Source organism: Rhizobium sp. RAF56, assembly GCF_052113965.1.
GTDB lineage: Bacteria > Pseudomonadota > Alphaproteobacteria > Rhizobiales > Rhizobiaceae > Rhizobium.
In genome coordinates this window covers 1-25,712 of sequence record NZ_JBFRDU010000041.1, presented here as the reverse complement: position 1 = coordinate 25,712, position 25,712 = coordinate 1, and the positions used below count along the sequence as shown (strand labels likewise).

The following is a 25,712-nucleotide window of genomic DNA, read 5'->3' as shown; positions in this document are numbered from 1 at the left end:
TAGGGAAGGGCCGGAAATGCCCGGCTGAAAACAATGCCGTCGGCATTAAAGCGGAAACGCCGTTTTGTCGAGGGTAGAACGCTGTCCTGGTGTCAGCGTTTGAGCGGCGTTTCCTCGCGTGTCGTCGGAACGCCACGCGGTGCGAGCACGGGCACGAAGACGCGTCGCGAGGCGCGGGCGGCGACGGGCAGACCCTGATAGAGACGTTTCTGAGCCTCGACGACGATGACGCCGGAAAAGACCGGCGAAAGGACACGGCCGAGGCGCTCGAAGACCCGTCTGAGGCTAAGCACGGCCCTGAGCTTCGACGGCGGGAAGAACAGCGCCTCGGCGGTGGCGCCGGGGGTGAAATTGGTTTCGCGCAGGAGCGCGGTCAATTGCCCGCGCGAATAGGGCCGGCCCGAGCCGAAGGGCGTGTGCTCCATTCGCGCCCAGACGCCGCGGCGGTTGGGAACCACGATGACAAGCCGGCCGCCCGGCGCCAATATCCGCCACAGCTCCTTCAGCGTTTCGCGCGGGCTTTCGGCGAATTCCAGCGAATGCACCATCAGGACGCGATCGATCGAGGAATCCGGCAGCGGCAGCTCTTCGTCGAACACCAGCGCGGTCGCGGATGCCGACCCCATCGGCCAGTTCACCGCCCCCTGCCCGGCCGGCATGAAGGCGAAGGTGCGCTCGGTATCCTCGCGGAAGCGGTCGAGGTAGGGAACGACATAGCCGAGCCCCACAAGACGCTCCTCCGGCAGACGCGCCCAGAGGGAGGTAAGCGCTGCCGCGATGGATTGCTCCGCGAAGCGTCCAAGCTCGGAATGGTAGAACTGACGAAGGTCAACGATATCGGCGTGCATCGCGTCAAATGTTATCAGCGGGCAGTTGGACTTCAAGACCGAAGCCTCTACATTTGCCTCATCTATCAGCATTAAGGGGTATTTGGATCATGAAGCCTTTGGAAATAGAGGTTTTTATCTGCCGGTCGGACAATTTCTGCGTCCTCGTGCACGAGCCGGAAACGGGCCTCACCGCAACGATCGACGCGCCCGATGCCGCGATGATCGCAGCCGCCGCTGCCCGTCGCGGCTGGGAGATCACGCATGTGCTGACCACCCATCACCACACCGATCACGTCGAGGGAAACCTCGCCCTGAAGGAGCAGTATGGCTGCGAGATCATCGGGCCGATCAACGAGGCCGTTGCAATCCCGGGCCTCGACAAGGCCGTCGGCGACGGCGACAGTTTCGAGTTCGCCGGTCACGCGGTGTCGGTGATCGAGACGCCTGGCCACACCGCCGGCCACATCTGCTACCATTTCTCCGACGACAAGCTGCTGTTTGCCGCCGACACGCTGTTTGCGCTCGGCTGCGGCCGCCTGTTCGAGCGGCCTCCCGCCGACATGTGGGCATCGCTGCAGAAGCTTGCCGCCCTTCCCGACGAGACGGCTGTCTATTTCGGGCACGAATATACCCTTACCAACGCCCGTTTCGCGCTGACGATCGATCCCGGCAATGAGCGGCTGCAGGCACGCGCCGCCGACGTCGAGGCTGCCCGCGCCGCCGGCCGTTTCACCATTCCGACGACGATCGGACTGGAGAAGGAAACCAACCCGTTCCTGCGCGCCGCCGATCCGGCGATCCGGCGCAACCTCTTGATGGAGAGCCGCTCCGACGAAGACGTCTTTGCCGAAATCCGTAAGCGCAAGGACAATTTCTGATGCGGGCGGAGGATATCGTCCGCACGCTATCCATGGAGCCGCATCCGGAGGGCGGATGGTACGCCGAGACCTTCCGCGACGCGCGCGGCGGCGTGCGCGGACATTCGACGGCAATCTACTATCTCCTGGAAGCCGGCCAGCGTTCCCATTGGCACCGCGTCCGCGACGCGGCGGAAGTCTGGCACTACTATGCCGGCGCGCCGCTTCGGCTCTCCCTTTCCGCCGACGGCCACGCAAGCGAGGCGGTGATCCTGGGGGCCGATCTTGCCAAGGGCGAGCGCCCGCAGGCGATCGTTCCCACAGACTGGTGGCAGGCGGCAGAAAGTCTCGGCGACTACACGCTGGTCGGCTGCACGGTGGCGCCGGGTTTCGAGTTTGCAAGCTTCGAACTGGCGCCGCCCGATTGGAAGCCCAGCGGCAGTTGAACTGCTACTCCGCGGCTTCCGCCTGCGGAACGCGGCTGCGCAGGATCATCGGATGTGCGGCAAGGACGGCACCGCCCGTCACGAAAAGGCAGGCGACAGCAATCCCCCAGCTCGGCTCCGCAAAACCGAAGAGCGTCAGGATGAGGGTGGAAAACAACGGCGCTGCATAGCTTGCGGCGCCGAGCGTCTGAATGTCGCCGTTCTTGACGCCGTAGTCCCAGGCATAGAAGGCAGCGCCGACCGGAAAGAGACCAAGACCAACAACCGCGACCCACTGCAAGGCGGTTTCCGGCCAGACCGTTGCCTCCAGCCCCCAATGGCAGAGAAGTGAGAGCACCGAGGTAGCGAGGCAAAAACCGGTCACCACGTCCGTCGACACCGCGCCGAAACGGCGCGTGATCAGCGAATAGCCGGACCAGGTGAAGGCGCAGAGGAAGGCAGCGGCATAGCCGATCGCATAGGCGCCCTCGAAGTGAAAGCCGTTGCGGCCGACGATCAACACCGTGCCGCAAAGCCCGAGTAGTGCCCCGATCACGTGATACCAGCGCAAGCGCTCGCCCGGCAGCAACGCCGATCCGACGACGATCAGGAGCGGCCAGAGATAGGCGATTAGCCCCGCTTCGACTGCCGGCGCGTTGCGCAGTGCCGTGAAATAGAGGAAGTGATAGCCGAACAGACCGGCAATGCCGCTCACCCAGACCTTTGCCGGCTGGCGCAGCAAGGCGAGGCGCTTCGGGTTGAGGACGAGCACGACGATGCCCGGCACGCTGCCGATCGCAAAGCAGATCGCCGACAGCTGGAACGGCGGCATCTTGCCGGAGGCAGCCGTCAGCAGCGCCAGGAACGACCACATCAGGATGGCGGAAAAACCCGTCAAGGTCGCGCGCAGTTTCACGTCTTAGAGCCTCCCAGCCCTTATCGAAGAGCCAGCCGGCGCTTGGCGTTGCGCGGCTAGCTGCCGTATTTGACGGCGGTGATGGTCACGGTCCCGTACTTGGTCGGAATGCGCACATAGACCGGAGCATATACATTTATGCTGGCGGACTTGGCAAACCAGATCTCCATGTCGTCGCTCTTGCTGAGATAGGCGTAGTCGTCACGATTTTTCTTGTAGCCGGACTTCGGCGTGAAGCGGACGCCGCAGACCACCGTGTCGCCCTTGTAGCCGTCGGTCGTAAAGCGGCGCGAACCCTTGGGCGACAGCTTCAAGTCCATCCGCGTTTCACCGTCATAGATCGGCAGCGTCTGAGCGCAGACATCGGTGTTTCCCGGAAAGATCAGGCCGGAGATCGGATCGAGCACCGAGCGCAAGTCGCTTTCCGTCACCGGGATCCAATTGTCCGGGCGGCGCGGCGCCGGCGTGGTCGTCGTCGAGGTCACGTTGCCGTCATGATAGACGACGTCATAGGTACGCGCCTTGCGCCCCTTCGTGTAGTAGAGCGTGTAGCGCGAGGCCTCGAGCCGATTGGCGCCGACGAGCCCCGAAACCGTCGCCTGCGCCGAAATGCGCGTCACCAGGGTCGCAAGACCGGCCGAATTGATGTCGGCCGTGATCGAATAGTGCTTGTCCTTCACCTCGGTCTTGAAATTCGCGCGCGCGATCGGCAGCCCAGCCAACGCCACGCGATAACGCGTCTCGTTGGTGAGATCGTCGGCATGGGCGAAAGAAGGCGCCAGCAGCACCGTCATCGAAAGAAGCAGCCATTTTCCAAAGTGAGACATAACCAAAGCCTTCAGCAGGCGGAAACGATGGACGTTTCCGCATGCGATTGATATAGGGACGTTCAACGCCCGGGACGACTGCTAAAAACACAAGCTTTTTGACAGAATTGCGGGAAAGGCCAAGGTTTGGCTTGACGCGCGCGGTCGCGCTGACTATAGAACCGCAACTTTCCAATCATGGCCTGATGGATTGCATACCGGGTTTTTGTCCGGGAGCGGTTCAGTGGCTGAGTAAAAACAAGAGCAGGTGTATCCATGTCCCGCATGTGCGAATTGACCGGCAAGGCCGTCCTGGTGGGCAATAATGTCAGCCACGCCAACAACAAGACCAAGCGCCGGTTCCTCCCGAACCTTTGCCAGGTTACGCTGATTTCCGACGTTCTCGGTCAGCGCTACCGTCTGCGTGTTACCGCTGCGGCCCTTCGCTCGGTCGAACATCGCGGTGGCCTCGACGCTTTCCTTCTGAAGGCCAGCGAAAACGAGCTTTCCATGCGCGCTCGTCTGTTGCGTCGTCAGATCGTCAAGAAGACCGCTGAAGCAGCAGTTGCTGCATAAGCTTCGGCATCTTCTGAATTCATACGGGCTTTGAGGCTTGCACGGATCGCATCCGGACAAGCCTTTTGCTTTGCCCGGTTTCTCCTCCAACTGGTGGCATCACCCAGGATAAAAAAATGCTGAAGAACCGCTATACCATCCTCTACGTTATCCTGATGACGCTGGTCGTCGTCGCCTCGAACTTCCTCGTCCAGTTTCCGTTGAACGGCCAGCTCTTTGGCATCAATCTCGGCGACATCCTGACCTGGGGTGCGTTCACCTATCCCGTCGCCTTCCTGATCACCGATCTGACGAACCGGCAGTTCGGCCCGCAAACCGCGCGCAAGGTGGTTTTCGCCGGCTTCGTCGTCGGTGTCGGCCTCTCCTTCTACACTTCGGTGCCGCGCATCGCGATCGCTTCCGGTTCTGCCTATCTCGCCGGCCAGCTGCTCGATATCTCCGTCTTCAACCGCTTGCGCCGTCAGGCCTGGTGGCGCGCGCCGCTGACCGGCTCGCTGATCGGCTCGGCGCTCGACACGATCATGTTCTTCTCCTTCGCCTTTGCCGCGTTCTTCGTGTTCTTCGGCCCGAACGACCCCTTCGCGCTGGAACAGGCCCCGATCCTCGGCATTCTCGCGACGCAGGCGCCGCGCTGGATTTCCTGGGCGATCGGCGACTTCTCCGTGAAGGTAACCGTCGGCCTCGTCATGCTGCTCCCCTATGGCGCGCTGATGAACGTGCTGAAGCCGATGCAGCCCGCCCGCGCGAGCTAGGCCGTAACCACACGCAAGCTCCCTCGCCTTTCAAGGCGGGGGCGCGTGCCGGTCACGGCCATACTGCCTCGGTGAACATCCCATCACACGCTTGAATGCCGTGCTGAAGGCGGCCTCGGATTCATAGCCGAGCGACGGCGCGATGAGGGAAATCGGATCCCTCGAATTCTCCAGCCTGTCGCCCGCCAACAGCATGCGCCATTGCGCAAGATACTCCATCGGCGATGTGCCGACCGTTTCCTTGAACCTCAGCGCAAACGTCGAACGCGACATGCCGGCGCGAGCCGCCAGCTCCTGCAAGGTCCATCGCCGGGCCGGATCGTCGTGCATCGCGGTCATCGCCGCACTCATCTGCTTGTCGGCCAGCGCAAACAGCCAGCCGACGCCGGCTCTCGCGCCATCGGCCAGGTGCAGCCGCAGCGCCTGAACCAGGATCATGTGCGCCAGATGCTGGACGATCAGAGAGCCCCCCGGCTGCGGCTCGCGCAACTCCTGCATCATCCGCTCCACGGACCAACGCAAGGTCGCCTGGCCGGGCTCGTCTCTGATCAAAACGATTGGCGGCAGCATGCGCAGCAGCAGGCCGGAATGAGCACCGGTCAACCCAAACCGGCTGCTGACCAAAAGAAAGTCGTCGCCGCCGTTGTAGGAAACGATGCCGCCGGTACGCGCGGGCGAAAAGACCTCGGCGGCACCGACCGGCGCCAGATCCATGTCCGTTGCCATACGGAAGGGCCGGCCGCTCGGCAGCAGAAAGCAATCCCCCGCCTGCAGGCGCACCGCCCCTGAAACACCCTCCACCGAGAGCCAACACTCACCCGAGACGACGGCGCCGCACTTCACCCCCTCCTGCTGATCGGGAAACTGGATCGACCAAGCTCCACCCGCCTCGAATCCGGCCGAAAGGTAGTTGCGGGGCTTGAGCAGGGACAAAACGTTTGACAGCGGATCCATAGTTTTTCCGGACGATCGCGAAGATAGTGCGGACGTTATCGCATAGACCGTATTTCTCAAACCTCTATCTTCAGTCCGACAGGCGGCCGGGCGGTAGACGTCCAGGCGACAAGCAAGGAGAATAGGATGCGTGTCTTCGTAACAGGCGCTACGGGCTTTGTCGGCTCCGCCGTCGTTCAGGAGCTTCTCGGCGCAGGTCATCAGGTCCTTGGCCTCGCCCGGTCGGACGCGGCTGCGGCATCCCTTGAGGCGATGGGGGCTGGTGTGCATCGCGGCGACCTTGAGGATCTGCAGAGCCTTCGCAGCGGCGCCGCTGCGGCCGATGGCGTGATCCATACCGGATTCATCCATGATTTTTCGAGGTTCAAGGAGAACTGCGAGATAGACCGGCGAGCGATAGAGGCCCTCGGCTCAGCCTTGGCGGGCTCCGACCGCCCGCTGGTCATAACTTCGGGAACCGGGCTCCTTCCGCAAGGTCGGCGGACGACCGAGGAAGATGCGCCCTCCACGGCCTCTCCCCGCGTCGCGTCCGAGGAGGCAGCCGCTGCGGCCGCATCGCGGGGCGTGCGCGCCATGGTCGTCCGTCTGCCACCGTCGGTCCACGGCGACGGTGATCATGGCTTTGTGCCGCTCCTCATCGGTATCGCCCGCGACAAAGGCGCCTCGGTCCATGCCGATGAAGGAGGCAATCTCTGGTCCGCCGTCCATCGTTTCGATGCGGCGAGGCTCTTCCGGCTGGCGCTGGAGAAGGGTAAGGCGGGCAGCCGCTATCACGGTGCCGCCGAGGAAGGCGTTCCCTTCCGCGAAATCGCCGAAGTCATCGGCCGCCGCCTGGACGTCCCCGTCGTTTCCAAGTCCCGCGACGATGCCGCTTTGCACTTTGGCTGGTTTGCGCACTTCGCGGCGATGGACAATCTGGCCTCAAGCCAGCGAACCCGTGATGAACTGGGCTGGCAGCCGACCGGACCCGGCCTGATTGAAGACATCGATCGCGCGGTCTATTTCGGCGGATGAGCGCCAGGGCGCTGTGACGGTTTCAATCCAGCAGCCGAAACTCCAGCATCAGATTGCGCTGCAGGATCGAATGGTTGTCGTCGGAGATCAGGATCAGGTGGATGCTGCCATCGGCGGCGCTATAGGCGTCGATGCCTTCCATATTGTCGATCTGGTCGTTCGCATTGGCCTCGAAAATGACCTTGCCGTCGACGACCACACCGGGACGGATGTCGCTGCCCGCGATCCGGCGGAGCCGCATGCCGATGCCGTGCGCCAGATCGAAACGCCGTTCCAAAAGCAGGAGATCACCATCAGGGAGAAAGACGCCGTCGCTGACGTCGAAATCGTCATAGTGGCGCACCGCAAAACGACCCTTGAGCGGCCCCTCGATGATCGCGGCGAGCAGATTGCCGTCGCCGTCGAGGCTCCGCTCCGCGACGACCACCGCCGCACCCGCAAGCGGGCTTGCGGCCGGGGCGATCATCAGCGCCTCCAAACCACGATTGCCCCGCAGTTCCTTGCGGGGGATCAAGATCGGCAGCGAGCCCTTTGGCGGCGACGTGGCAAAGTCGGGCTCGGGATAGAGGTCGACTCGATGGTTCTGCTCGAAGCTGACGAGAACGTCGCCGTCACGCAGCGCCAATCCCTCGGCGTCCATCGCCCCCTTGCCCTCGTGCGTGCGACCGGCGCGGTCGCGCATGGGCGTAATCATCGCACCGGAAATGCCCTTGAGCTGGCCTTCCTCGTTGCGCTCGATTGCGCCGGTCAGCCAGTGGCCGGTGTCGAGCACGGCAATGAAATGGCGCTGATCCGGCTGCATTCGGATCGACGAGGCGGCACCAAAGAGGGAATTCGTCGATGCCAACGACAGCCCCCCCAGGAACTCCACCGGCCCGAACTTGCTCTCATTGGAACCCGGCCGGAGCTGCGTGATCATCTGGCCGCGGATGACGGCCTCCCCCTCCTCGGTTCCTCCGCTCGCAGTACCGCATGCCGCAAGCGCCATCATCGCGAGGCTGAGGGCGCAAAGGCGCTTCATGCGTTTCCTGACCTTCCGCCAACGGCGCGAGAGTGAGCAAAAAGGGAAAACATCGGCCGGAAAGGGTGGATGTCGTTAAGGGATGGCGTCAACCGGCGCGGCGCATGCGCGAGCGCGGCTGCGTGGCCTTGTCTTCGAAGAGCGAGGCAAGCTGTTCGGTCATCGCGCCCGCCAGCTCATCCGCATCGACGATGGTAACGGCGCGGCGATAATAGCGCGTCACGTCATGGCCGATGCCGATCGCCAGAAGTTCGACCGGCGAGCGCGTCTCGATCTGGTCGATGACGGCCCGCAAATGCCGCTCCAGATAATTGCCCGGATTGACCGAAAGCGTCGAATCGTCGACCGGCGCGCCGTCCGAAATCATCATCAGGATGCGGCGCTGCTCGCGGCGTGCAAGCAGCCTGTTGTGCGCCCAGATCAGCGCTTCGCCGTCGATGTTTTCCTTGAGCAACCCTTCGCGCATCATCAGGCCGAGATTGGTGCGCGCGCGGCGCCATGGCTCATCGGCCGATTTGTAGATGATGTGGCGCAGGTCGTTCAGCCGGCCCGGCGTCTGCGGCTTGCCACCCGTCAACCACCTTTCGCGTGCCTGACCGCCCTTCCAGGCCTTGGTCGTGAAGCCGAGAATTTCCGCCTTGACGCCGCAGCGCTCGAGCGTGCGCGCCAGAATGTCGGCGCAGGTGGCGGCAACCGTGATCGGGCGGCCGCGCATCGAGCCGGAATTGTCGATCAGCAGCGTCACGACCGTATCGCGGAACTGCGTGTCGCGCTCCATCTTGAAGGAAAGCGCCTGCATCGGGTCGATGATCAGGCGGGTCAGCCGCGCCGGATCGAGATAGCCCTCTTCCAGGTCGAAATCCCACGAGCGGTTCTGCTGCGCCATCAACCGGCGCTGCAGCCTATTGGCAAGACGGCCGACAGCGCCCTGAAGGTGCGCGAGCTGCTTGTCGAGGAAGGCGCGAAGGCGCTCCAACTCGGCCGCGTCGCACAGCTCCTGGGCCGTGACCACCTCGTCGAATTCTTCCGTGAAGACGTGATAATCGACCTTGGTGTTGAAATCGTCGAAGGGCGCGTGCGGGCGGCGGGTCTCGCCGGGCGTCTCGGAATCGTCCTCGCCCTCGTCCTGCATGTCGTCGTCGGAGATTTCGGCGCCGTCCTGCTCGCCGTCTTCCATCTGCTCGTCCGACTGCTCGCTGTCCTCGGCGGGAGCGGCGTCGGAGCCGTCATCCTCTTCGACCTCGTCCTGCTCCTGCTCTTCGCCGCGCGGCTGATCCTCGTCCTCGGAGTTCTCGTCCTCGTTCTGGTCCAGATCATCGTCGCCGTAGTCTTCCGCCATCTCCATGGCCGAGAGGATGTTGCGCACGAGCCGGCCGAACGCCTGCTGGTCGTCAATCGCGGAGGACAGGTTTTCGAGCTCGCCGGCGACCTTGTTTTCGATGAAGGGCCGCCACAGATCGAGCACCTTGCCGGCGCTTGCAGGCGGCTTGGCGCCGGTCAGCTTTTCGCGGACGATCATCGCCATCGCCTCGCCGATCGGGGCATCTTCCTGCCGCTCGATGCCCGAGAAATTCGCCTTGGCGTATTTCTCCGCGTTCATCGAGGCAATATTGGTGGCCACGCCGCTCATGCGCCGCGCGCCGATCGATTCGACGCGTGCCTGCTCGACCGCATCGAAAATGGCGCGTGCGTCGGCGCCTTGCGGGGCCATGGTGGCGTGAACGCGAGCGTCATGGCAGGCGAGCCTGAGCGCCATGGAATCGCCAAGGCCTCGCGTCACCGCAAGCTCATGCGCCGTCGGCCGCTTCGAAAGCTCCGGCAACCGGATACGCTCGCCGGTCATGCCCGGACGCTCGTTGGCAAACGCCACCTCGACATCCGCATCGCCGGCGATCGCGCGCACGCAGCCGGTGATCGCCCTGCGCAAGGGTTCCATGTCGACCGGGCCGCCGCCCTTCGGTTTCGAATTGTCTCCGCGACCCGCCATCGGTGAGGCCTCTTTATCTCTAGGCTTCGAGCACGATGTTGGCAGCGCTTTCCTTCAGCTCGACGCCGAAAGCACGCTGGTACTGCTCGGCCACGAGTGCCCGTTCCAGCTCGTCGCACTTATTGAGGAAGGTGACACGGAAGCCGAAGGCGACGTCGCCGAAGATTTCCGCGTTTTCCGCCCAGGTGATGACCGTGCGCGGGCTCATGACGGTGGAGAGATCGCCGTTCATGAAGGCGGCGCGGGTAAGGTCGGCGACGCGCACCATCTTCGAGACGGTCTCGCGGCCTGCCGCCGTGCGGAAGGACTTCACCTTGGCGAGAACGATGTCGACTTCATTGTTGTGCGGCAAATAGTTCAGCGTGGTCACGATCGACCAGCGGTCCATCTGCGCCTGGTTGATCTGCTGTGTGCCGTGATAGAGACCGGTCGTGTCGCCGAGACCGACGGTGTTGGCGGTCGCGAACAGACGGAAAGCCGGATGCGGGCGGATCACGCGGCTCTGGTCGAGCAGCGTCAGGCGGCCGGACGATTCCAGCACGCGCTGGATCACGAACATGACGTCCGGACGGCCGGCATCGTACTCGTCGAAGACCAGCGCGACATTGTGCTGGTAAGCCCAGGGCAGGATGCCATCCTTGAATTCGGTGACCTGCAGCCCGTCCTTGACGACGATGGCGTCCTTGCCGATGAGGTCGATACGGCTGACATGGCTGTCGAGGTTGATGCGCACGCAGGGCCAGTTGAGGCGGGCTGCGACCTGCTCGATATGCGAGGATTTCCCGGTGCCGTGATAACCGGAGATCATCACGCGGCGATTATGAGCAAAGCCGGCGAGAATGGCGAGCGTGGTCTCGCGGTCGAAGAGGTAGTCGGCGTCGAAATCCGGAACATAGGCATCGCCCTTGCTGTAGGCGGGAACGCGGATGTCGCTGTCGATGCCGAAGGCCTCACGGACCGAAACGGTGGTGTCGGGCAGTTGGGAAATATCCAGGTCTATCTTGCTCATCATGTCTCCAAGGCGGATGATCGCCACCCGGCCGTATCTCATATCGATTTCGCAGCCGTACTCCCGCAAGCGGCTGCCCGCCCGTCCAAATACGTCGGGACGTCGGCGATTCTTCTCCGGGACTGAAGCGAAACCTCGATGCGGTCGACGGTCGACCTGCGAGCAATCTAAACAGAGTCCCGGACAAGAAACGCCACGTCCGGAAGATGGCCGCCAGATCGAAGAGACATGGACGCAGGGTCATGCCCCGGTTGCCCGTCGATCCCGGCCGATTTGGACCATACCTCATCCAAATCCGAACTCAAGGCGACGGTTCAACAAAAACCGTTCTGCTTCAACAATTGATAGGCCTGGATGACCTCGCGGAAACGGTCCTCGGAACCGCGGTCGCCGCCGTTTGCGTCGGGGTGGTGTTTCTTGACCAGCTCCTTGTAGCGGGTCTTGATGTCCTTGGCCGTGGCACTGGCCGTCAGCCCCATGGTGTCGAACGCCTTGGTCTCAAGCGTCTTCAGCTTGCGCGCCTGCGGCTCGAAGCGCGGTCCGCCGGCACCGCCCTGCGCCACAAAACCGAAGGGATCACGCACGCGGGAATGCGCGCCGGAGCGAATCTCGGAGTGGAGAGGACTGTTGCGCGCCGCCTTGTTGACGCCGACGGTCCAGGTCGGGCGGTGGCCGGTGATCGCCTCCTTCTGGTAGCGCGCGATCTCGCTGTCCGAAAGGCCGGAGAAATAGTTGTAGCCCTTGTTGTATTCCTTGACGTGCTCGAAACAGAACAGGAAGAACTGCCCTTCCGCGTTGCGACCCACGGGCGCGCGATGGAGGCCCTGCTTGTCGCAGCCATCCCATTGGCAGGTCGGCGCCGCCTGCTCGGCCTCCGGCGGCCTTCTGCGGCGCGTGCGGATGCGATCGAAGTATTTTGAATCAAGTCCCATGCCGCCAATTATGGGGTCCCAGCCCTCCGACAACAAGAATTGACAAACAGGAATGTTGCTGGCTTTGTGAAGTGTTTTCGCACATGCACACTTAGAAAGAGCAAGCCGATGACACTCCAATCCCGCATTGCGGAGAAACTCGATCAGGCCTTCGCGCCCGAGCGCCTCGACGTCATCGACGAAAGCCACCTGCATGCCGGGCACCAACCCGACATGACCGGGACGGGCGAGACCCATATGCGCGTGCGGATCGTCTCGGAAAGCTTCGCTGGCATGAGCCGCGTCGCGCGGCACCGGGCGATCAACGATCTTCTGAAGCCTGAACTCGACGCCGGCCTGCATGCGCTCGCCGTCGAACCGTCCGCCCCCGGCGAACCGACGCGCTGGTGAGTTGCCCTAGCGGATGAGGAGCGCGGTGGCGTAGAGGCCGAAGCCGAAGACGGTGTGGGTCGCAAGGTTGAGCGCGCGAATGCGGCTGGCATCGGGGAGCTTCGAAGCCGCCCATCCGAGCCCGAGACCGGGCTGCAACAGGAACCAGCCGAAACCGACCGTGACAAGGCCGACGGCCCAGGCCGGCAGGAAGCTGGGCGCCGCAAACCAGGCCGCTCCGCCCAACAGGCCCATCAAGATGCCGTAGGCGATCCCCACGACATAGTGACCTATCCAGCCAAGCGCCAGTTCGTGGCGATAGGGAGCAGCCTTGGAGATGTCGTCGTGAAAGACCTTGCCGTTGCGCAGATGCCAGAACCAGCGGCCGACCGGCGCCCAGTTCACCGGCCCGGTCACCTTGAGGCTCGCCAGTATAAACACCCAGATGTCCATAAGGATGGTTGCGCCGATGCCGATGGCAACGGATTTCCAGAGAAGGTCAAACATGCAAGATCCGTAAGAAGTGTCCCCTGCGGCCTAGAGATCACGTCGTCGCGCGCCAGGCAACCGGAAAATGACTTTCAGAACGGGCCCTTAGACATCGAGGGCTCGTCGCCCTTCCCGCCACGGGCATCGCCAGCTTTGTTGGCGATGCCGCGTTTTTGCTTCGGGACTGCACGCCCGAAGAGTCTCAGTCCGCCTTCGCCAAAACCTGTTCCAGATTGTCGAGGAACTTCGGCCACCCGTACTTGGCGCCCTGATAGGCCTGCTGCTGATCCGGCCGGAAGCCCGATTGCTCCATGCGCAGATGCGTGCCGTTGCCTGAAGGTGTGAGCGTCCAGGTGACGACACTTTCGAGGCCCATGGCGTCCCACTTGTAAGACAATGTCTTATGCGGCTCGACGGCCACGACCTGGCAATCGACGCCACCCCAGTCTGCGGTGAGTTTGAAACGGTGACCCACGCTTGGCTGGAAGGCGTTCTTCATCAGCCATTCCTCGATCAGGTATGGCTGCGTAAGCGCACGCCAGACCTTTTCCGGCGGAAAATGCACATCCCGTTCGACAACAACGGAAAGTATTTCGCTCGATGCTACGTTCATTGGTCCATCCTCTTCAATAGATCTTCGAGATCGTCGAACCGTTTCTCCCAGAACCCGGCCATCTCGCTCGTCCAGTCGACCAGAGGCGAAAGCGCCTCGCGCTGGGCGCTGTAATGGGTTTGGCGACCTTCGTGGCGGTCGACCACCAAGCCGGCATCCTTCAGCAGCTTGAGATGCTTGGAGACGACCGGTTGCGAAACCCCGGCCCGCGCCGTGAGCGCACCGACTGTCTTTTCTCCTTCACGGCAAAGCCGTTCGAAGATTGCTCGACGGGTAGGATCCGCGAGCGTTCTAAAGATGACGTCCTCTGCGTTCGACACCGGGGATCCATACCTCGTTGGCTATGGATTTATATATAGCCAACGAGGTATGAATGAGTCAAGTGGGGCGTAAAATACGATGGAGGAGATATTTCGGCAGCCTTGCGCCTATTCCGGCTTTGCCTCTTCCGTCTCGGCGGGCCGGATGCGTAGCTTCGTGATGCGGTTCTTCTCGCGCTTGAGCACGATGAAGCGCTTGCCGTAGAAGGTGAAGGCTTGGCGCTCTTCGGGGATGGTCATCGATTCGTGGATGACGAGGCCGGCAATGGTCGTCGCTTCCTCGTCCGGCAGGTTCCAATCCAGCGCCCGGTTGAGATCGCGAACGGGCACGGTGCCGTCGACCACGATCGATCCATCGGCCTCCTGGCGCACGCCTTGGATATCGAGGTCGTGCTCGTCTGCGATGTCGCCGACGATTTCCTCGAGGATGTCTTCGAGCGTCACGATCCCCTGCACCTCACCATATTCGTCGACGACGACGGCAAAATGCTGCTTGCGACGCAGAAATGCGTTCAGCTGGTCTTCGAGGCTTGTGCTGTCGGGCACGAACCAGGGTTTCTGGGCAATCTTGACGATATCCAGATTTTCCGGCTCGACATTCGGCTCGGCAAGCGCGCGCAGCAGGTCCTTGGCATGGACGACGCCGACGATGTTGTCGATCGTGCCGCGCCAGAGCGGCATGCGCGTGAACGGGCTCTCGAGAATGCTGCGCACGACCGCTTCGGGAGCATCCTCGGCGTTGATGGCGCGCATGGCGGTGCGATGCACCATGATATCGGATAGTTCGAGCTCGCCGAGGTCGAGCAGGCCGCCAAGCCGGTCGCGGTCGGCTTTGACCACCGACCCCTCGCGATGCAAGAGATCGACCGCGCCGCGCAGCTCGTCGTGCGCCGACAGCATCGAAACTTCCTTCGACAGGTTGATGCCGAAAAGGCTGAGAATAAGACGCACGATAGCGTTGACGAAGCTTGACAGGGGCCCGACGACGGCGACAAACATCCGCACTGCCTTGGCGACCTTCAGGGCAAAACGGTCGGGCGTCGAAATTGCCCAGCTCTTCGGCAGGACTTCCGCGAAGATGACGAGGATGACCGTCATGGCAAGCGTTGCGATCGCAACGCCCGAATTGCCGAACAGGCCCAGGAATACGCTGGTCGCCAACGACGAAGACAGGATGTTGGCAAGATTGTTGCCGATCAGCAGCGCGCCGATCAGCCGGTCGCGTCGCTCGATGAGGTGGCGCACGATACCCGCGCGCTCCTCGCCATTCGCCTCCAGCGTGTGGATGCGGCTGCGCGACACGGCGGTGAGCGCCGTCTCCGATCCGGAGAAAAAAGCCGAAAACAACACGAGTGCCACGATCGAGAGGATCTGGGGCCAATAGTCAGCCAGTATCGCGAGCGTGCCTTCAGCCGTCATTGCGGATGTTTTTCCTTCAGAAAACTCAACACTTCGGAGGCAGGCACGTCGTCGGCGATGAACGATTGGCCGATGCCGCGGGTGAGGATGAAGGTGAGCTTGCCGCTCTTGACCTTCTTGTCCTGCGCGATCGCATCCATCAGCGTCTCGGCCGGCGGCAACGCGCCTGGAATATCGCCCATGCGCGTCGGCAGGCCGACAGCCTTCAAATGCGCCTCGACGCGGCGGGCGTCGTCAGGGCTTGCAAGATTGAGGCGCGCGGAAAATTCGTGCGCCAGCACCATGCCGATCGCCACCCCCTCACCGTGGACGAGGCGGCTGCTGTCATAGGCGGTCGCCGCCTCCAGCGCGTGACCAAAGGTATGGCCGAGGTTCAGAAGCGCCCGCGGGCCGGTTTCGCGCTCGTCGGCGACGACAACGTCGGCCTTGGCGCGGCAGCTCGTCGCAATCGCCTCGATGCGCTCGGCGCCACCTGCAAAGACCGCTTGCCAGTTCGCCTCCAGCCAGGCGAAGAAGTCCGGCTTGTCGATCAGCCCGTACTTCGCCACTTCCGCATAGCCGGCGCGGAATTCCCGCTCGCTTAGCGTATCGAGCACGCCGGTGTCGGCGAGCACCAGATCGGGCTGATGAAAGACGCCGACGAGATTCTTGCCGTGGTGCGTGTTGATGCCGGTCTTGCCGCCGACCGACGAATCCACCTGTGAAAGCAGCGAAGTCGGCACCTGCACGAAGCGCACGCCGCGCCTGACCACGCCCGCTGCGAAGCCCGCGAGGTCGCCGATTACGCCGCCGCCGAGCGCGATCACCGCATCGTTGCGCTCGATGCGAGCCCCGAGCACCGTGTCGCACACCGTCATCAGATGTTCGAAGCTCTTGGTCTTCTCCCCGGCCGGCAGCACGAGCGTTGCCGCCTGAATGCCGACGCGTTCGAGGCTTGCAACCAGGCTGTCCAGATAGAGCGGCGCCACATGCACGTCGGTGATGATCGCGGCCTTCCGGCCCTTCAACCGCGCCGCGATCTCGTCGCCTGCGCGCTTAATCAGACCCGGGCCGATCAGAATGTCATAGGCACGCTCGCCGAGCGGCACATGAACGAGACGTTCGGCTGCGGAGTTCGCGTCAGGGGTCATCGCATTCATCACTTACTTTCCTTGGTGTCGATTATGGCCGCAAGGACTTCCTTAGCTATGACATCCTTGTGCACATCACGCGACAGAACGGTTAGATCGGCCTCCGCATAGACGGGATAGCGGGCGTTCATCAGGTTCTCGAGCGTCTGCTTCGGGTTCTCGGTCTTCAACAGAGGCCGTGTATCGCGCTTGTTGACGCGCTCCCAAAGCACGTCGAGCTCTGCCTTCAGCCAGATGGAAAGGCCGCCCTTCTTGATGTGCCTTCGCGTGCGGTCGTTGATGAAGGCCCCGCCACCGGTGGAAACGACGCGCGGACCGCCTTTAAGCAACCGCTTCATCACGCGTGTCTCGAGGGCCCTGAACTCTTCCTCGCCATAGGCGGCAAAAAGCTCATTGACGCTCATGCGGGAAACACGCTCGATCTCCGCATCCGTGTCGATAAAGGGGATGCCGAGCTGGTTCGCGACCAGGCGGCCGATGGAGGATTTGCCTGCACCCATCAGCCCGACCAGGATCAGATTGCGCGCGCCGAGCGCGGCACGCGCTCTGTCTTTGAGGCTCTCGGCAACGGTCAGAACAGTCTCGCTCATCATCCCATTCACAATTTGTTTGCAAACGGTATCGTCAAATGCACCGATAGCGTCAAGTCGCTGCAACCAAAGAAGTCCGTGCGCTCCTCGCCGAGGCCGCACGAGGAGACCCCTGAATGCCCACGCTGTTTCGCTTCCTCGTCGTTTGCGCCGTGATTGCCGGCGCGATCTATGGGGCGATGTGGGCGCTCGTCACCTTCGTCGAGCCGCAGCCCCGCGACGTCACGATCCGCATCCCCTCCGACCGCGTCAACCCGCCGTCGACCGGCACGATCAAGCCGTGAGAGGATGGCTAGCATCATGAAGGATCTCGGCCGCGCCCATCTGGAAGCCTTTCTGGAGATGATGAGCGCCGAGCGGGGTGCCGCCGTCAACACGCTCCAGTCTTACGAGCGCGACCTCGACGACCTGCATTCCTTTCTGGGGGGCCGCAAGGTGCGGCTGACGGAGGCGGGCTCGGCGGATCTCAGCGCCTATCTCGCGAGCCTGTCGCAACGGGGTTTCATGGCATCCTCGCAGGCGCGCCGCCTGTCCGCGATGCGCCAGTTCTACAAGTTCCTCTATGCGGAAGGCCTTCGCGAGGACGACCCGACCGGCATCCTCGACGCGCCGAAAAAGGGACGTTCGCTGCCGAAGACCATGGGCGTCGACGAGGTTGGGCGGCTGCTTGGCCAAGCGGAGACGGAAGCGAACGTCGTCGGCCCGAGCCGGCTGCAGCGGCTGCGCATGTTCGCTCTGCTCGAGCTCATCTATGCGACCGGCATGCGCGTCAGCGAACTGGTCTCCCTGCCGGCAAAGGTGCTCGAGCAGGATGGACGTTTTTTGATGATCCGCGGCAAGGGCAGCAAGGAGCGCCTCGTGCCCCTCTCACGCTCGGCCGTCGCCACACTCAAGCTCTATGGGGAGGCGCTTGCCGCAGAGGCTGCGGCAAAACAACCGCCGCAGGAGAGCCCGTGGCTGTTTCCGGCGGCCTCGGCGCAGGGCTACCTGCCCCGCCAGGTCTTTGCCCGCGACTTGAAGGACCTTGCCATCCGAGCGGGTCTTACGCCATCGATGATTTCTCCGCATGTCATGCGCCATGCCTTTGCCAGCCACCTGCTTGCCAACGGCGCCGACCTGCGCGTCGTGCAGGAACTGCTCGGTCACTCCGACATTTCCACGACACAAATCTACACGCATGTGCTGGAAGAACGCCTGCATCAGCTGGTGCAGACGCATCACCCTCTTGCCAAACAGGCCAAAAAACAGGATTAGGACCAGCAACACAGACGGGACGCCTCGATCCCGGCCCCGCAAAAGGATCGGAAACGTATCTCATGCACAACTATCTCGATTTCGAAAAACCAATCTCTGATCTCGAGGGAAAGATCCATGAGCTGAAGAAGCTCGCCGGAGACGACCACAGCATCGACACCTCCGACGAGGTCGGCCGGCTGGAAGTTCGTGTCCGCGAAGCCATGATCGACATCTATTCCAAGCTCAACGCCTGGCAGAAGACGCAGGTCGCGCGCCATCCGCAGCGCCCGCATTTCGTCGACTACGCCGAAGCGCTGTTCCAGGAATTTACCCCACTCGCGGGCGACCGCAAGTTTTCCGAGGATGCCGCCATCCAGGCCGGTCTTGCGCGGTTCCGCGGACAGCCCGTCGCCGTGATCGGCCAGGAAAAAGGCAACGACACCAAGTCGCGGCTCAAGCACAATTTCGGCAGCGCCCGTCCGGAAGGCTACCGCAAGGCCATCCGTATCCTGGAAATGGCCGACCGCTTCGGCCTGCCGGTGATCACGCTGGTGGACACCGCCGGGGCTTATCCGGGCGTCGGCGCGGAAGAACGCGGTCAGGCCGAGGCGATTGCCCGCTCGACCGAGATGTGCCTCGGCGTCAAGGTGCCGATCGTTTCGGTTGTCGTCGGCGAAGGCGGCTCAGGCGGCGCCATTGCAATTGCGACAGGCAACCGCGTCTACATGCTCGAGCATTCGATCTACAGCGTGATTTCGCCGGAAGGTGCTGCATCGATTCTCTGGCGCGACTCCACCCGCGCCAAGGAAGCGGCGACCAACATGAAGATCACAGCGGAGGACCTCAAGGGGCTCGGCATCATCGACGGCATCATCCCCGAACCCGTCGGCGGCGCACACCGCGATCCGCAGACCGTCATTGCCTCGACCGGCGACGTCATCGCAAGCGCGCTTCACGAGCTTGGCGGCCGCTCCGGCGAGCAGCTGCGCAACGACCGCCGGCAGAAATTCCTGCAGATGGGACGCAATCTCTAACAACCGCACCCGATTCGGGGTCGGTGGCGGGGCTTTTGGCATCCGCCCCGGCCGCTGCGTCAAATCTTGGCCACATTAATGCTTATCCAAGAGCATGGGCGAAGAGTGCTTGGCGGCAATCTTGCGTGCACTGTCTAGGCGGGTAAGAATTCATCAACTATAAGCCGCTTATGATTCTGGTGCGTGCGTGAGACCGCGAACCGGTCATACTGCGGATTTTTTCCTGTCTTTGGGCGAATTGATAATGCGTATCCGTCACCTTGCCTCTGTTTCATTGATGGCGCTGGCGCTCGTCGCCTGCAACGACACATTGGATTCCGCGGCCACGGTCGATCTGGCGTCGGTCAAGAACAAGGTCGAGCATCCCCTATCGGACCGCATCGTGGCCCAAATGGCCAAGAAGGGGATGAACCGCAACTCGCCGATCATGATCCGTATCCTCAAGGAAGAGGGTATGATGGAGATCTGGAAGGCGAAGACGGACAATCGCTTCGACAAGATTGCCGAATACAAGATCTGCGCCTGGTCCGGACGGCTCGGCCCGAAGGTCAAGGAAGGCGACCGGCAGGCGCCGGAAGGCTTCTACGAGCTGTCGCCCGCCAACCTCAATCCGAACTCGAAATACTACCTCGCCATCAATACCGGCTTTCCCAACCGCTACGACCAGGCAAACGGCCGAAGCGGCGCCAACCTGATGATCCACGGCGCGTGCTCCTCGTCCGGCTGCTATTCGATGACCGATGAGGAAGTGCTGGAGATCTACGCGTTTGCCCGCGATGCCTTCAAGGGCGGGCAGCAGCAGATCCAGCTGCAGGCGCTTCCCTTCCGCATGACGGCCGAAAACATGGTCCGCCATCGCCTGAGCCCGAACTATCCGTTCTGGCAAATGCTGAAGCCCGGCTACGACAATTTCGAAGTGACGAAACGTCCGCCCGAGGTCGCGTTCTGCGAGAAGAAGTACGTCTTCAACCAGCAGGCAGAAAGCGGCGCTGGCTTCAATCCTTCCGGCGCCTGCCCGACGATGTCGACCCCGCCGGCCCTGGCGGCCGCCCTTGGCTCCTACGACAAGAAGTATCAGGCCGACTACGCGCAGGCCATGAAGAAGTACGACGGCGTGGCCTGGTACGACCCGACGGAGGCCGAGCGCAAGGCGATCGTCGCCAAGGAACGCAAGGGTCACGACATTGCCTACGCGCCGACCGGCACAGCGCTTGCCGCCGGCAAGATCATGAAGGTCGCCGAGCTCGAGGAGCTGATGGCCAAGCAGTCATCGAAGCAGATCTCGACCGGCGCCGTGGTGGCCGCGATCAACGGCAGCGCACCACTCGCCAAGACCAGCCGACTGGGCGCAGACTTGCAAACGGCCTCGGTAGCGCCCGTTCAGATCCCGATCCCGCAGGAAAATCCGCTCGCTGCCCGACCGCCGGCCCAAGAGGCGGCGCAAGCGGAAGCGCAGCCCGCCCCAAGGTCGTCCTTCTGGAATCTCTTCTCTCGCGCTCCGGCCGCAGCGGAAGCTGTCGCTGTCGCAGCGCCTGCCCCGGTTGCCGTGGGCCCGGCCGCACCTGCTGCAGGGCCGGCCACGACAGCCTCCGTGGCACGCCCGCCGGCTCCGCAGAATGCCGAAGCTGTTTCGGCTGACGCAACGGTAGGGCCGCCGGTCGAAACCGCGCAGGCGCAACAGAAGAAGCCTTTCTGGAAGTTCTGGGCGAAGCAATGAGCGCCGTTGAGGCCGAGGTCTATGATCTCAAGGGCCTGAAATGCCCGCTGCCGGTGCTCAAGACGAAAAAGCGGCTGGCTGCGATGTCGAGCGGTTCAACGCTCGCGATCGAGACCACAGATCCGCTCGCCGTCATCGACATCCCACATTTTTGCAATGAGAGCGGCCACACGCTGTTGACGAGCGAGAAGACCGCGGGCGGCCATCGCTTCCTGATACGCAAAGGCTGATCCGCCGAAGCGGCGCCCCGCGCTCTCGCCAAATTCTCAGAACTTCATGCCCGGAACCGCCAACGGATTGTCCTCGAGCGCGGCGCGATCGGGCCTGTCGACCTTCGGCTTGCCGAGGAAGGCGTCGAACAGATCACGCACGAAGATTTCCGGCAGATCCTTCGTGATGATGACCATGCGCGTACGCCGGTCCTGAGGATCCGGCCATGCGGGCAGCCGCACCGGCGGGTGAAAGATCGCCTGCACGCCGTGCAAGACGACCGGCTGCTCGGGTCGATCGGAGAGCGCCACGATCGCCTTCATCCTCAGCAGCCGCTCGCCGTGAGCCGAGCGCAGGAGATCAATGAACATCTCCAGGGCCATCGGATCGATCGGCCGTTCTTCGATAATCGAAAAGGAGCGGATCGACGCGTCATGACGGTTGACGTCGTGCGGATCCTGGCCGGCATGATCGTGATGTTCGTGACCCGGATGGTCGTGGTCGCCGTGCGCATGGTGATGTTCGTCGCCGTGATCCGCCTCGTCGTGCAGCCAGCGGCCGACGTCGGCGATCTTCGAACCGGGGTCGTAGAGCCCGTTGACGAGGACGGAGGCGCGGCCCGCCTCCTCGTCATCCGCGTCGAGGATCGGCGCGCGGGGATTGAGCGCCCGCAGACGCGCCTCGAGCGCCTCGGCGGCTGCGCCATCCATACGTGCCTTCGAAAGCACCAGCCGGTCGGCAACCGCGACCTGGCGGCGCGCCTCCTCGTGACTGTCGAGCGTGGCAATGCCGTTGACGGCGTCAACCACGGTGACGATGCCATCGAGGTCGAAATTGGCGGCAATCACCGGATTGCCCATGATCGCCTGCATCACCGGCGCGGGATCGGCAAGGCCGGTCGTTTCGATGGCTATGCGCTTGATCGGCCGCAAGCGCCCGGTCTGGATGCCGTCCATCAGGCTTGCAAGCGTATCCACCAGCTCGCCGCGCACCGTGCAGCAAAGGCAGCCGTCCGACAGTTCGACAATGGAATCGCCAGAACTTTCGACCAGCAGATGATCGATGCCGACATCGCCGAACTCGTTGATGATGGCAGCCGCCTCGCGCATGTCCGGATCCTTGAGGATACGGTTGAGAAGCGTCGATTTTCCAGCCCCGAGGAAGCCGGTCAGGATGGAGACCGGGATCCGTTCACGTAGGTTGCTCATCGGGAAAATCCGATCAGAAAGCCGGGCGCTTGCGCGGCACCGGAACGAAGCTTAGCGCCTCAGCCGCGTCGGCACCCGAAGCGTCGCCGGTCGCCGGCGAAGCGGTGCCCGAGGCCGTGGCAGCGACCGCCGCTCCGGCCGCGGCCTTGCCGCCTGGCGCATCCTTCGGCTCGGGGCCCGGGATAAGGCCGGCATAGACAAATTGCGGATCGCGCGTCAGCTCGTGGATATAGGGAGATTGAACCTTCATCCGCCCGGCTTCATCCCGCGTCTCGCTGCGGATCTTGGCACCCTTGGCGCTGCAGATTTCGGCGGTGAGATCCGTCACCTGATCCTGGCCCGGACCGTAGGGCCGCAGGGACTGCAGCGTATCGGCGTTGGGAAACTGGGAGGTGAAGCCCTTTTCCAGCATGTTGGCGGACGCATCGGCGCGCGCGGCAAGGCTGTCGGTGCCGAGAACGACGGATATGAGCGTCCGGCCGTTGCGCGTGGCCGAGGCCACCTGATTGAAGCCAGATGCGCAGATGAAGCCCGTCTTCATGCCATCGGCGCCGTCGAAGCGGCCGATCAGCATATTGATATTCGGAACCTGCTTGACGCCGTTGGTAAAGCCCTCAAGGGCGAAATAGCCGGCAAACTGCGGAAACTCACGGCGGAGCGCAACCGAGAGGACCGCAAGGTCGCGGGCGGTCGTATACTGCCCCTTGCCGGGCAGGCCGTTCGGATTGATGAAATGCGTCGAGGACATGCCAAGGCGGGCCGCCTCCGCGTTCATGCGCACGACGAAGCCCTGCTCGGACCCGCCGACCGTTTCGGCGATCGCCATGGCAAGATCGTTGGCCGACTTCACCAGCATCATCTTCAGCGCGTTGTCGAGCGTCATCTTCTGCCCGGGCTTGAAGAACATCTTCGCCGGCGGCTGGGCCGAGGAATGCTTGCTCATCACGACCGGCGTCTCCAGCGTGATCTCGCCCGTCTGGATGGCGCGAAACGCGGTATAGACGGTCATCAGCTTGGTGAGCGAGGCCGGATACCACTTCGTGAAGGCTTCGTCGTGGTCCAGCACGCGCCCCGTGCTCACGTCGACCAGGATATGCGGATTGGCCTCGGCCACTCCAGTGGTCGCCAAGAAGAGCGCAGATACCGCCGCAGCCAAGGGAACAAGCCGCAGGGCGGCAAACATACGTTTCTGCTTCGTCGGCACGATCAGTCCTTCAACATCCGGATTTTTCTCGAACGCTGCGCTTATTTAACCTATATGGCTAGGAGATGGCAAAGGCGATCGACCAGATTCTTTAAGGTGGCATCACAGCCTTGTGATTCCGTCCCGCCATTCCCCGCAAACGACTGAAACGCAGGAAAGCTTGAGCATGCCGATCTTGAACAGAGCCGCGGAACTCCAGAACGAAGTCGCCGAATGGCGCCGCCATATCCACGCCAATCCCGGACTGCTGTTCGACGTCGAGCACACGGCGGCCTTCGTCGCGGAAAAGCTGAAGGAATTCGGCGTCGACGAGATCGCAACCGGCATCGGCCGCACGGGTGTCGTCGGGCTCATCCGCGGCAGGAGCGAAGGCCGCACGATCGGCCTGCGGGCCGACATGGACGCATTGCCGCTCACCGAGATCAGCGGCAAGCCCTGGGCCTCCACCACCCCCGGCAAGATGCATGCCTGCGGCCATGACGGCCACACCGCCATGCTTCTCGGCGCGGCCAAATATCTTGCGGAAACGCGCAACTTCGACGGCAATATCGCGGTCATCTTCCAGCCCGCCGAGGAAGGCGGCGGCGGCGGCAACCTCATGGTCCAGGACGGCATGATGGAGCGCTTCCGCATCGAGGAAGTCTACGGCATGCACAACCTTCCGGGCCTGCCGGTTGGCCAATTCGCCATCCGCAAGGGGTCGATCATGGCCTCCACCGACGAATTCAACATCACCATCAAGGGCCGCGGCGGCCACGCCGCCATGCCGCATACGACGATCGACCCGATCGCGATCGGCGCGCAGGTCGTGACCAACTTGCAGCTGATCGCCTCGCGCTCGGTAAATCCGCTGCGCTCCGTCGTCGTCTCCGTCACGAAATTCATCGCGGGCTCGGCAATGAATGTCATTCCGAACGAAGCCAAGCTCTCCGGCACGGTCAGGACGCTCGACGCCGAAGTCCGCGATCTCGCCGAAAAGCGGCTGCGCGAAGTGGCAAACAACATCGCCGCCGCCCACGGCGCCGAGGCCGAAATTGCCTTTCACCGCAACTACCCGGTCACCTTCAACCACGCCACGGAAACGGATCACGCGGTTGCCGCAGCCTCCGCGATCGCCGGCCCCGCCAACGTCAATCCCGAGATCGACGCGATGATGGGCGGCGAGGACTTCTCCTACATGCTCAACGCCCGCCCCGGCGCCTTCATCTTCATGGGCAACGGCGACACAGCCGGCCTTCACAACCCCGCCTACGATTTCAACGACGAGGCAATCTCCCACGGCATCTCCTACTGGGTACGCCTAGCCGAACAGCGCCTTGCCGCCTGACGGCGCCGATGGCAAGCCAGCGCCTGAGGCCCAGGGCGTCAGGCGCTCCCAATTAGATCGACCGCATACCCCGCGTAAAAGTACTTGGCTTCAAGCCATTGCTTTTGTATGGATGCGTTCCAGTGGTCCCGTAGCTCAGCAGGATAGAGCATCAGATTCCTAATCTGAGGGTCACGCGTTCGAATCGCGTCGGGATCACCAATATTTTCAATACGTTAGCTTCCAGACACCCGCGACCATGTTGCGGATGTGTTGCAACCACTTCCCCTTGATTTACAGGCACTCCCCGTAGTCCACGGCGAATCCATGCAACATGGAATGCAACATGCGACAAGTTTTGAAGGAAACGGATTGTGGAAGACGACGGGCGCGAAAGGCAATGGAAGCGATTAGAGCGTTTGCTCAAGCGCTGGCCACACGTCACGCTCGATTGGCCACCAAGCCGAAAGCGAAGAGCGATCCCATCGGCCACTAGGCAACGGGCATACAGCTGACGTCATGAAGCGGGTGCGGCCCATCCTTCGGCGTGACGGGCGCCTTGAGGCTTTCCGCCGCCGATTCGAATCCCTTCCGAGTCGCAGACACCTTGTCAGCTGACAAGATTTTACGGAATGACTGCTAGACCGTTTCCGCTTTGGTCTGAATCTGAGGTGATTCCCGAATCAGGATGATTGTGATTCAAGATGCTGGCTGGATGGAGGCCAGTATCTATGACCCGACCTTTGTCGAACGACCTTCGTGATCGCGTTGTCGCTGCTGTGTGGAGC

Annotated in this window: 28 protein-coding genes and 1 tRNA gene; 13 read left to right on the top strand and 16 right to left on the bottom strand. The window is 62.8% G+C overall.

The window, feature by feature from the left end; translation table 11 throughout:
- Nucleotides 1–92: 92 nt before the first annotated feature.
- Nucleotides 93–884, bottom strand: a complete 792-nt coding sequence (locus AB4048_RS24480) for a class I SAM-dependent methyltransferase (RefSeq protein ID WP_442204596.1) — start codon at nt 882–884, stop codon at nt 93–95.
- 53 nt (nt 885–937) lie between these two features.
- On the opposite strand from AB4048_RS24480, the gene gloB reads away from it, so the two are divergent.
- The gene (gene gloB / locus AB4048_RS24475) at nt 938–1,708 is read left to right on the top strand and encodes a hydroxyacylglutathione hydrolase (RefSeq protein ID WP_442204595.1); all 771 of its coding nucleotides are present in this window, start codon (nt 938–940) and stop codon (nt 1,706–1,708) included.
- Nucleotides 1,708–2,133 carry a cupin domain-containing protein gene (locus AB4048_RS24470; protein ID WP_442204594.1) on the top strand — a complete coding sequence of 142 codons (426 nt, stop codon included), beginning with the start codon at nt 1,708–1,710 and terminating at the stop codon, nt 2,131–2,133. The genes gloB and AB4048_RS24470 overlap by 1 nt, the downstream gene beginning before the upstream one ends.
- 4 nt (nt 2,134–2,137) lie before the next feature.
- Here AB4048_RS24470 and yddG read toward each other — a convergent pair whose 3' ends face one another.
- Nucleotides 2,138–3,028 (bottom strand): aromatic amino acid exporter YddG, encoded by an 891-nt coding sequence (gene yddG / locus AB4048_RS24465; protein ID WP_442204593.1) that lies wholly within the window; start codon nt 3,026–3,028, stop codon nt 2,138–2,140.
- A 56-nt stretch (nt 3,029–3,084) separates the two neighbouring features.
- Nucleotides 3,085–3,855, bottom strand: coding sequence for a DUF3108 domain-containing protein (locus tag AB4048_RS24460; protein WP_442204592.1), 771 nt, complete (start codon nt 3,853–3,855; stop codon nt 3,085–3,087).
- 255 nt (nt 3,856–4,110) lie between these two features.
- On the opposite strand from AB4048_RS24460, the gene rpmB reads away from it, so the two are divergent.
- Both rpmB and AB4048_RS24450 read left to right on the top strand, forming a co-directional pair.
- Complete coding sequence (gene rpmB, locus AB4048_RS24455) at nt 4,111–4,410, top strand: 50S ribosomal protein L28 (protein ID WP_442204591.1); 300 nt, start codon at nt 4,111–4,113, stop codon at nt 4,408–4,410.
- 116 nt (nt 4,411–4,526) lie between these two features.
- On the top strand, nt 4,527–5,162 hold the full coding sequence (locus AB4048_RS24450; RefSeq protein WP_442204590.1) for a queuosine precursor transporter: 636 nt from the start codon (nt 4,527–4,529) through the stop codon (nt 5,160–5,162).
- A 30-nt stretch (nt 5,163–5,192) separates the two neighbouring features.
- Here the strand turns inward: AB4048_RS24450 and AB4048_RS24445 are convergent, their stop codons facing one another.
- Nucleotides 5,193–6,116, bottom strand: coding sequence for an AraC family transcriptional regulator (locus tag AB4048_RS24445; protein WP_442204589.1), 924 nt, complete (start codon nt 6,114–6,116; stop codon nt 5,193–5,195).
- Nucleotides 6,117–6,242: 126 nt separating this feature from the next.
- Between AB4048_RS24445 and AB4048_RS24440 the strand changes: the two genes are divergently transcribed.
- Nucleotides 6,243–7,130, top strand: a complete 888-nt coding sequence (locus AB4048_RS24440) for an SDR family oxidoreductase (RefSeq protein ID WP_442204588.1) — start codon at nt 6,243–6,245, stop codon at nt 7,128–7,130.
- Nucleotides 7,131–7,152: 22 nt separating this feature from the next.
- Here the strand turns inward: AB4048_RS24440 and AB4048_RS24435 are convergent, their stop codons facing one another.
- The 4 genes from AB4048_RS24435 to AB4048_RS24420 all read right to left on the bottom strand — a co-directional run bounded on the left by AB4048_RS24435 (nt 7,153) and on the right by AB4048_RS24420 (nt 12,079).
- Complete coding sequence (locus AB4048_RS24435) at nt 7,153–8,151, bottom strand: esterase-like activity of phytase family protein (RefSeq protein ID WP_442204587.1); 999 nt, start codon at nt 8,149–8,151, stop codon at nt 7,153–7,155.
- Nucleotides 8,152–8,239: 88 nt separating this feature from the next.
- A complete protein-coding gene (gene cobT / locus AB4048_RS24430) occupies nt 8,240–10,138 on the bottom strand; it encodes a cobaltochelatase subunit CobT (RefSeq protein ID WP_442204586.1) in 1,899 nt (632 codons plus the stop codon).
- A gap of 19 nt (nt 10,139–10,157) precedes the next feature.
- Nucleotides 10,158–11,147 (bottom strand): cobaltochelatase subunit CobS, encoded by a 990-nt coding sequence (cobS, locus tag AB4048_RS24425; protein ID WP_442204585.1) that lies wholly within the window; start codon nt 11,145–11,147, stop codon nt 10,158–10,160.
- Nucleotides 11,148–11,461: 314 nt separating this feature from the next.
- The gene (locus AB4048_RS24420; RefSeq protein WP_442204584.1) at nt 11,462–12,079 is read right to left on the bottom strand and encodes a J domain-containing protein; all 618 of its coding nucleotides are present in this window, start codon (nt 12,077–12,079) and stop codon (nt 11,462–11,464) included.
- 108 nt (nt 12,080–12,187) lie between these two features.
- Between AB4048_RS24420 and AB4048_RS24415 the strand changes: the two genes are divergently transcribed.
- Nucleotides 12,188–12,469, top strand: coding sequence for a BolA family protein (locus AB4048_RS24415; RefSeq protein ID WP_442204583.1), 282 nt, complete (start codon nt 12,188–12,190; stop codon nt 12,467–12,469).
- Nucleotides 12,470–12,475: 6 nt separating this feature from the next.
- Here the strand turns inward: AB4048_RS24415 and AB4048_RS24410 are convergent, their stop codons facing one another.
- The 6 genes from AB4048_RS24410 to AB4048_RS24385 all read right to left on the bottom strand — a co-directional run bounded on the left by AB4048_RS24410 (nt 12,476) and on the right by AB4048_RS24385 (nt 17,009).
- Nucleotides 12,476–12,955: a DUF2938 domain-containing protein gene (locus AB4048_RS24410; protein ID WP_442204582.1), complete on the bottom strand. Its 480-nt coding sequence runs from the start codon at nt 12,953–12,955 to the stop codon at nt 12,476–12,478.
- A gap of 184 nt (nt 12,956–13,139) precedes the next feature.
- On the bottom strand, nt 13,140–13,550 hold the full coding sequence (locus AB4048_RS24405; protein ID WP_442204581.1) for an SRPBCC family protein: 411 nt from the start codon (nt 13,548–13,550) through the stop codon (nt 13,140–13,142).
- On the bottom strand, nt 13,547–13,870 hold the full coding sequence (locus AB4048_RS24400) for an ArsR/SmtB family transcription factor (protein ID WP_442204580.1): 324 nt from the start codon (nt 13,868–13,870) through the stop codon (nt 13,547–13,549). The genes AB4048_RS24405 and AB4048_RS24400 overlap by 4 nt, the downstream gene beginning before the upstream one ends.
- 108 nt (nt 13,871–13,978) lie before the next feature.
- Nucleotides 13,979–15,289: an HlyC/CorC family transporter gene (locus tag AB4048_RS24395; RefSeq protein ID WP_442204579.1), complete on the bottom strand. Its 1,311-nt coding sequence runs from the start codon at nt 15,287–15,289 to the stop codon at nt 13,979–13,981.
- Nucleotides 15,286–16,428 carry a 3-dehydroquinate synthase gene (gene aroB, locus AB4048_RS24390; protein ID WP_442204578.1) on the bottom strand — a complete coding sequence of 381 codons (1,143 nt, stop codon included), beginning with the start codon at nt 16,426–16,428 and terminating at the stop codon, nt 15,286–15,288. The genes AB4048_RS24395 and aroB overlap by 4 nt, the downstream gene beginning before the upstream one ends.
- Nucleotides 16,428–17,009 carry a shikimate kinase gene (locus AB4048_RS24385; RefSeq protein WP_442204577.1) on the bottom strand — a complete coding sequence of 194 codons (582 nt, stop codon included), beginning with the start codon at nt 17,007–17,009 and terminating at the stop codon, nt 16,428–16,430. The genes aroB and AB4048_RS24385 overlap by 1 nt, the downstream gene beginning before the upstream one ends.
- A gap of 116 nt (nt 17,010–17,125) precedes the next feature.
- Here AB4048_RS24385 and AB4048_RS24380 point away from each other — a divergent pair, with 116 nt between their 5' ends.
- The 5 genes from AB4048_RS24380 (at nt 17,126) to AB4048_RS24360 (ending at nt 21,226) form a co-directional block, all read left to right on the top strand.
- Nucleotides 17,126–17,293, top strand: coding sequence for a hypothetical protein (locus tag AB4048_RS24380; RefSeq protein WP_442204576.1), 168 nt, complete (start codon nt 17,126–17,128; stop codon nt 17,291–17,293).
- 16 nt (nt 17,294–17,309) lie between these two features.
- On the top strand, nt 17,310–18,263 hold the full coding sequence (locus tag AB4048_RS24375; RefSeq protein WP_442204575.1) for a site-specific tyrosine recombinase XerD: 954 nt from the start codon (nt 17,310–17,312) through the stop codon (nt 18,261–18,263).
- A 62-nt stretch (nt 18,264–18,325) separates the two neighbouring features.
- Entirely contained in the window at nt 18,326–19,279 is a 954-nt protein-coding gene (locus AB4048_RS24370) for an acetyl-CoA carboxylase carboxyltransferase subunit alpha (RefSeq protein WP_442204574.1), read from the top strand.
- A 244-nt stretch (nt 19,280–19,523) separates the two neighbouring features.
- The gene (locus AB4048_RS24365; protein WP_442204573.1) at nt 19,524–20,996 is read left to right on the top strand and encodes a L,D-transpeptidase family protein; all 1,473 of its coding nucleotides are present in this window, start codon (nt 19,524–19,526) and stop codon (nt 20,994–20,996) included.
- Nucleotides 20,993–21,226 carry a sulfurtransferase TusA family protein gene (locus tag AB4048_RS24360; protein ID WP_442204572.1) on the top strand — a complete coding sequence of 78 codons (234 nt, stop codon included), beginning with the start codon at nt 20,993–20,995 and terminating at the stop codon, nt 21,224–21,226. The genes AB4048_RS24365 and AB4048_RS24360 overlap by 4 nt, the downstream gene beginning before the upstream one ends.
- A gap of 36 nt (nt 21,227–21,262) precedes the next feature.
- Here the strand turns inward: AB4048_RS24360 and AB4048_RS24355 are convergent, their stop codons facing one another.
- The gene (locus AB4048_RS24355) at nt 21,263–22,414 is read right to left on the bottom strand and encodes a CobW family GTP-binding protein (protein WP_442204571.1); all 1,152 of its coding nucleotides are present in this window, start codon (nt 22,412–22,414) and stop codon (nt 21,263–21,265) included.
- A 13-nt stretch (nt 22,415–22,427) separates the two neighbouring features.
- Nucleotides 22,428–23,618 (bottom strand): D-alanyl-D-alanine carboxypeptidase family protein, encoded by a 1,191-nt coding sequence (locus AB4048_RS24350; protein ID WP_442204570.1) that lies wholly within the window; start codon nt 23,616–23,618, stop codon nt 22,428–22,430.
- A 166-nt stretch (nt 23,619–23,784) separates the two neighbouring features.
- Here AB4048_RS24350 and AB4048_RS24345 point away from each other — a divergent pair, with 166 nt between their 5' ends.
- Both AB4048_RS24345 and AB4048_RS24340 read left to right on the top strand, forming a co-directional pair.
- Nucleotides 23,785–24,945, top strand: a complete 1,161-nt coding sequence (locus tag AB4048_RS24345) for a M20 aminoacylase family protein (RefSeq protein WP_442204569.1) — start codon at nt 23,785–23,787, stop codon at nt 24,943–24,945.
- A 124-nt stretch (nt 24,946–25,069) separates the two neighbouring features.
- Nucleotides 25,070–25,146 (top strand) — tRNA-Arg (locus tag AB4048_RS24340).
- Nucleotides 25,147–25,712: the final 566 nt, after the last annotated feature.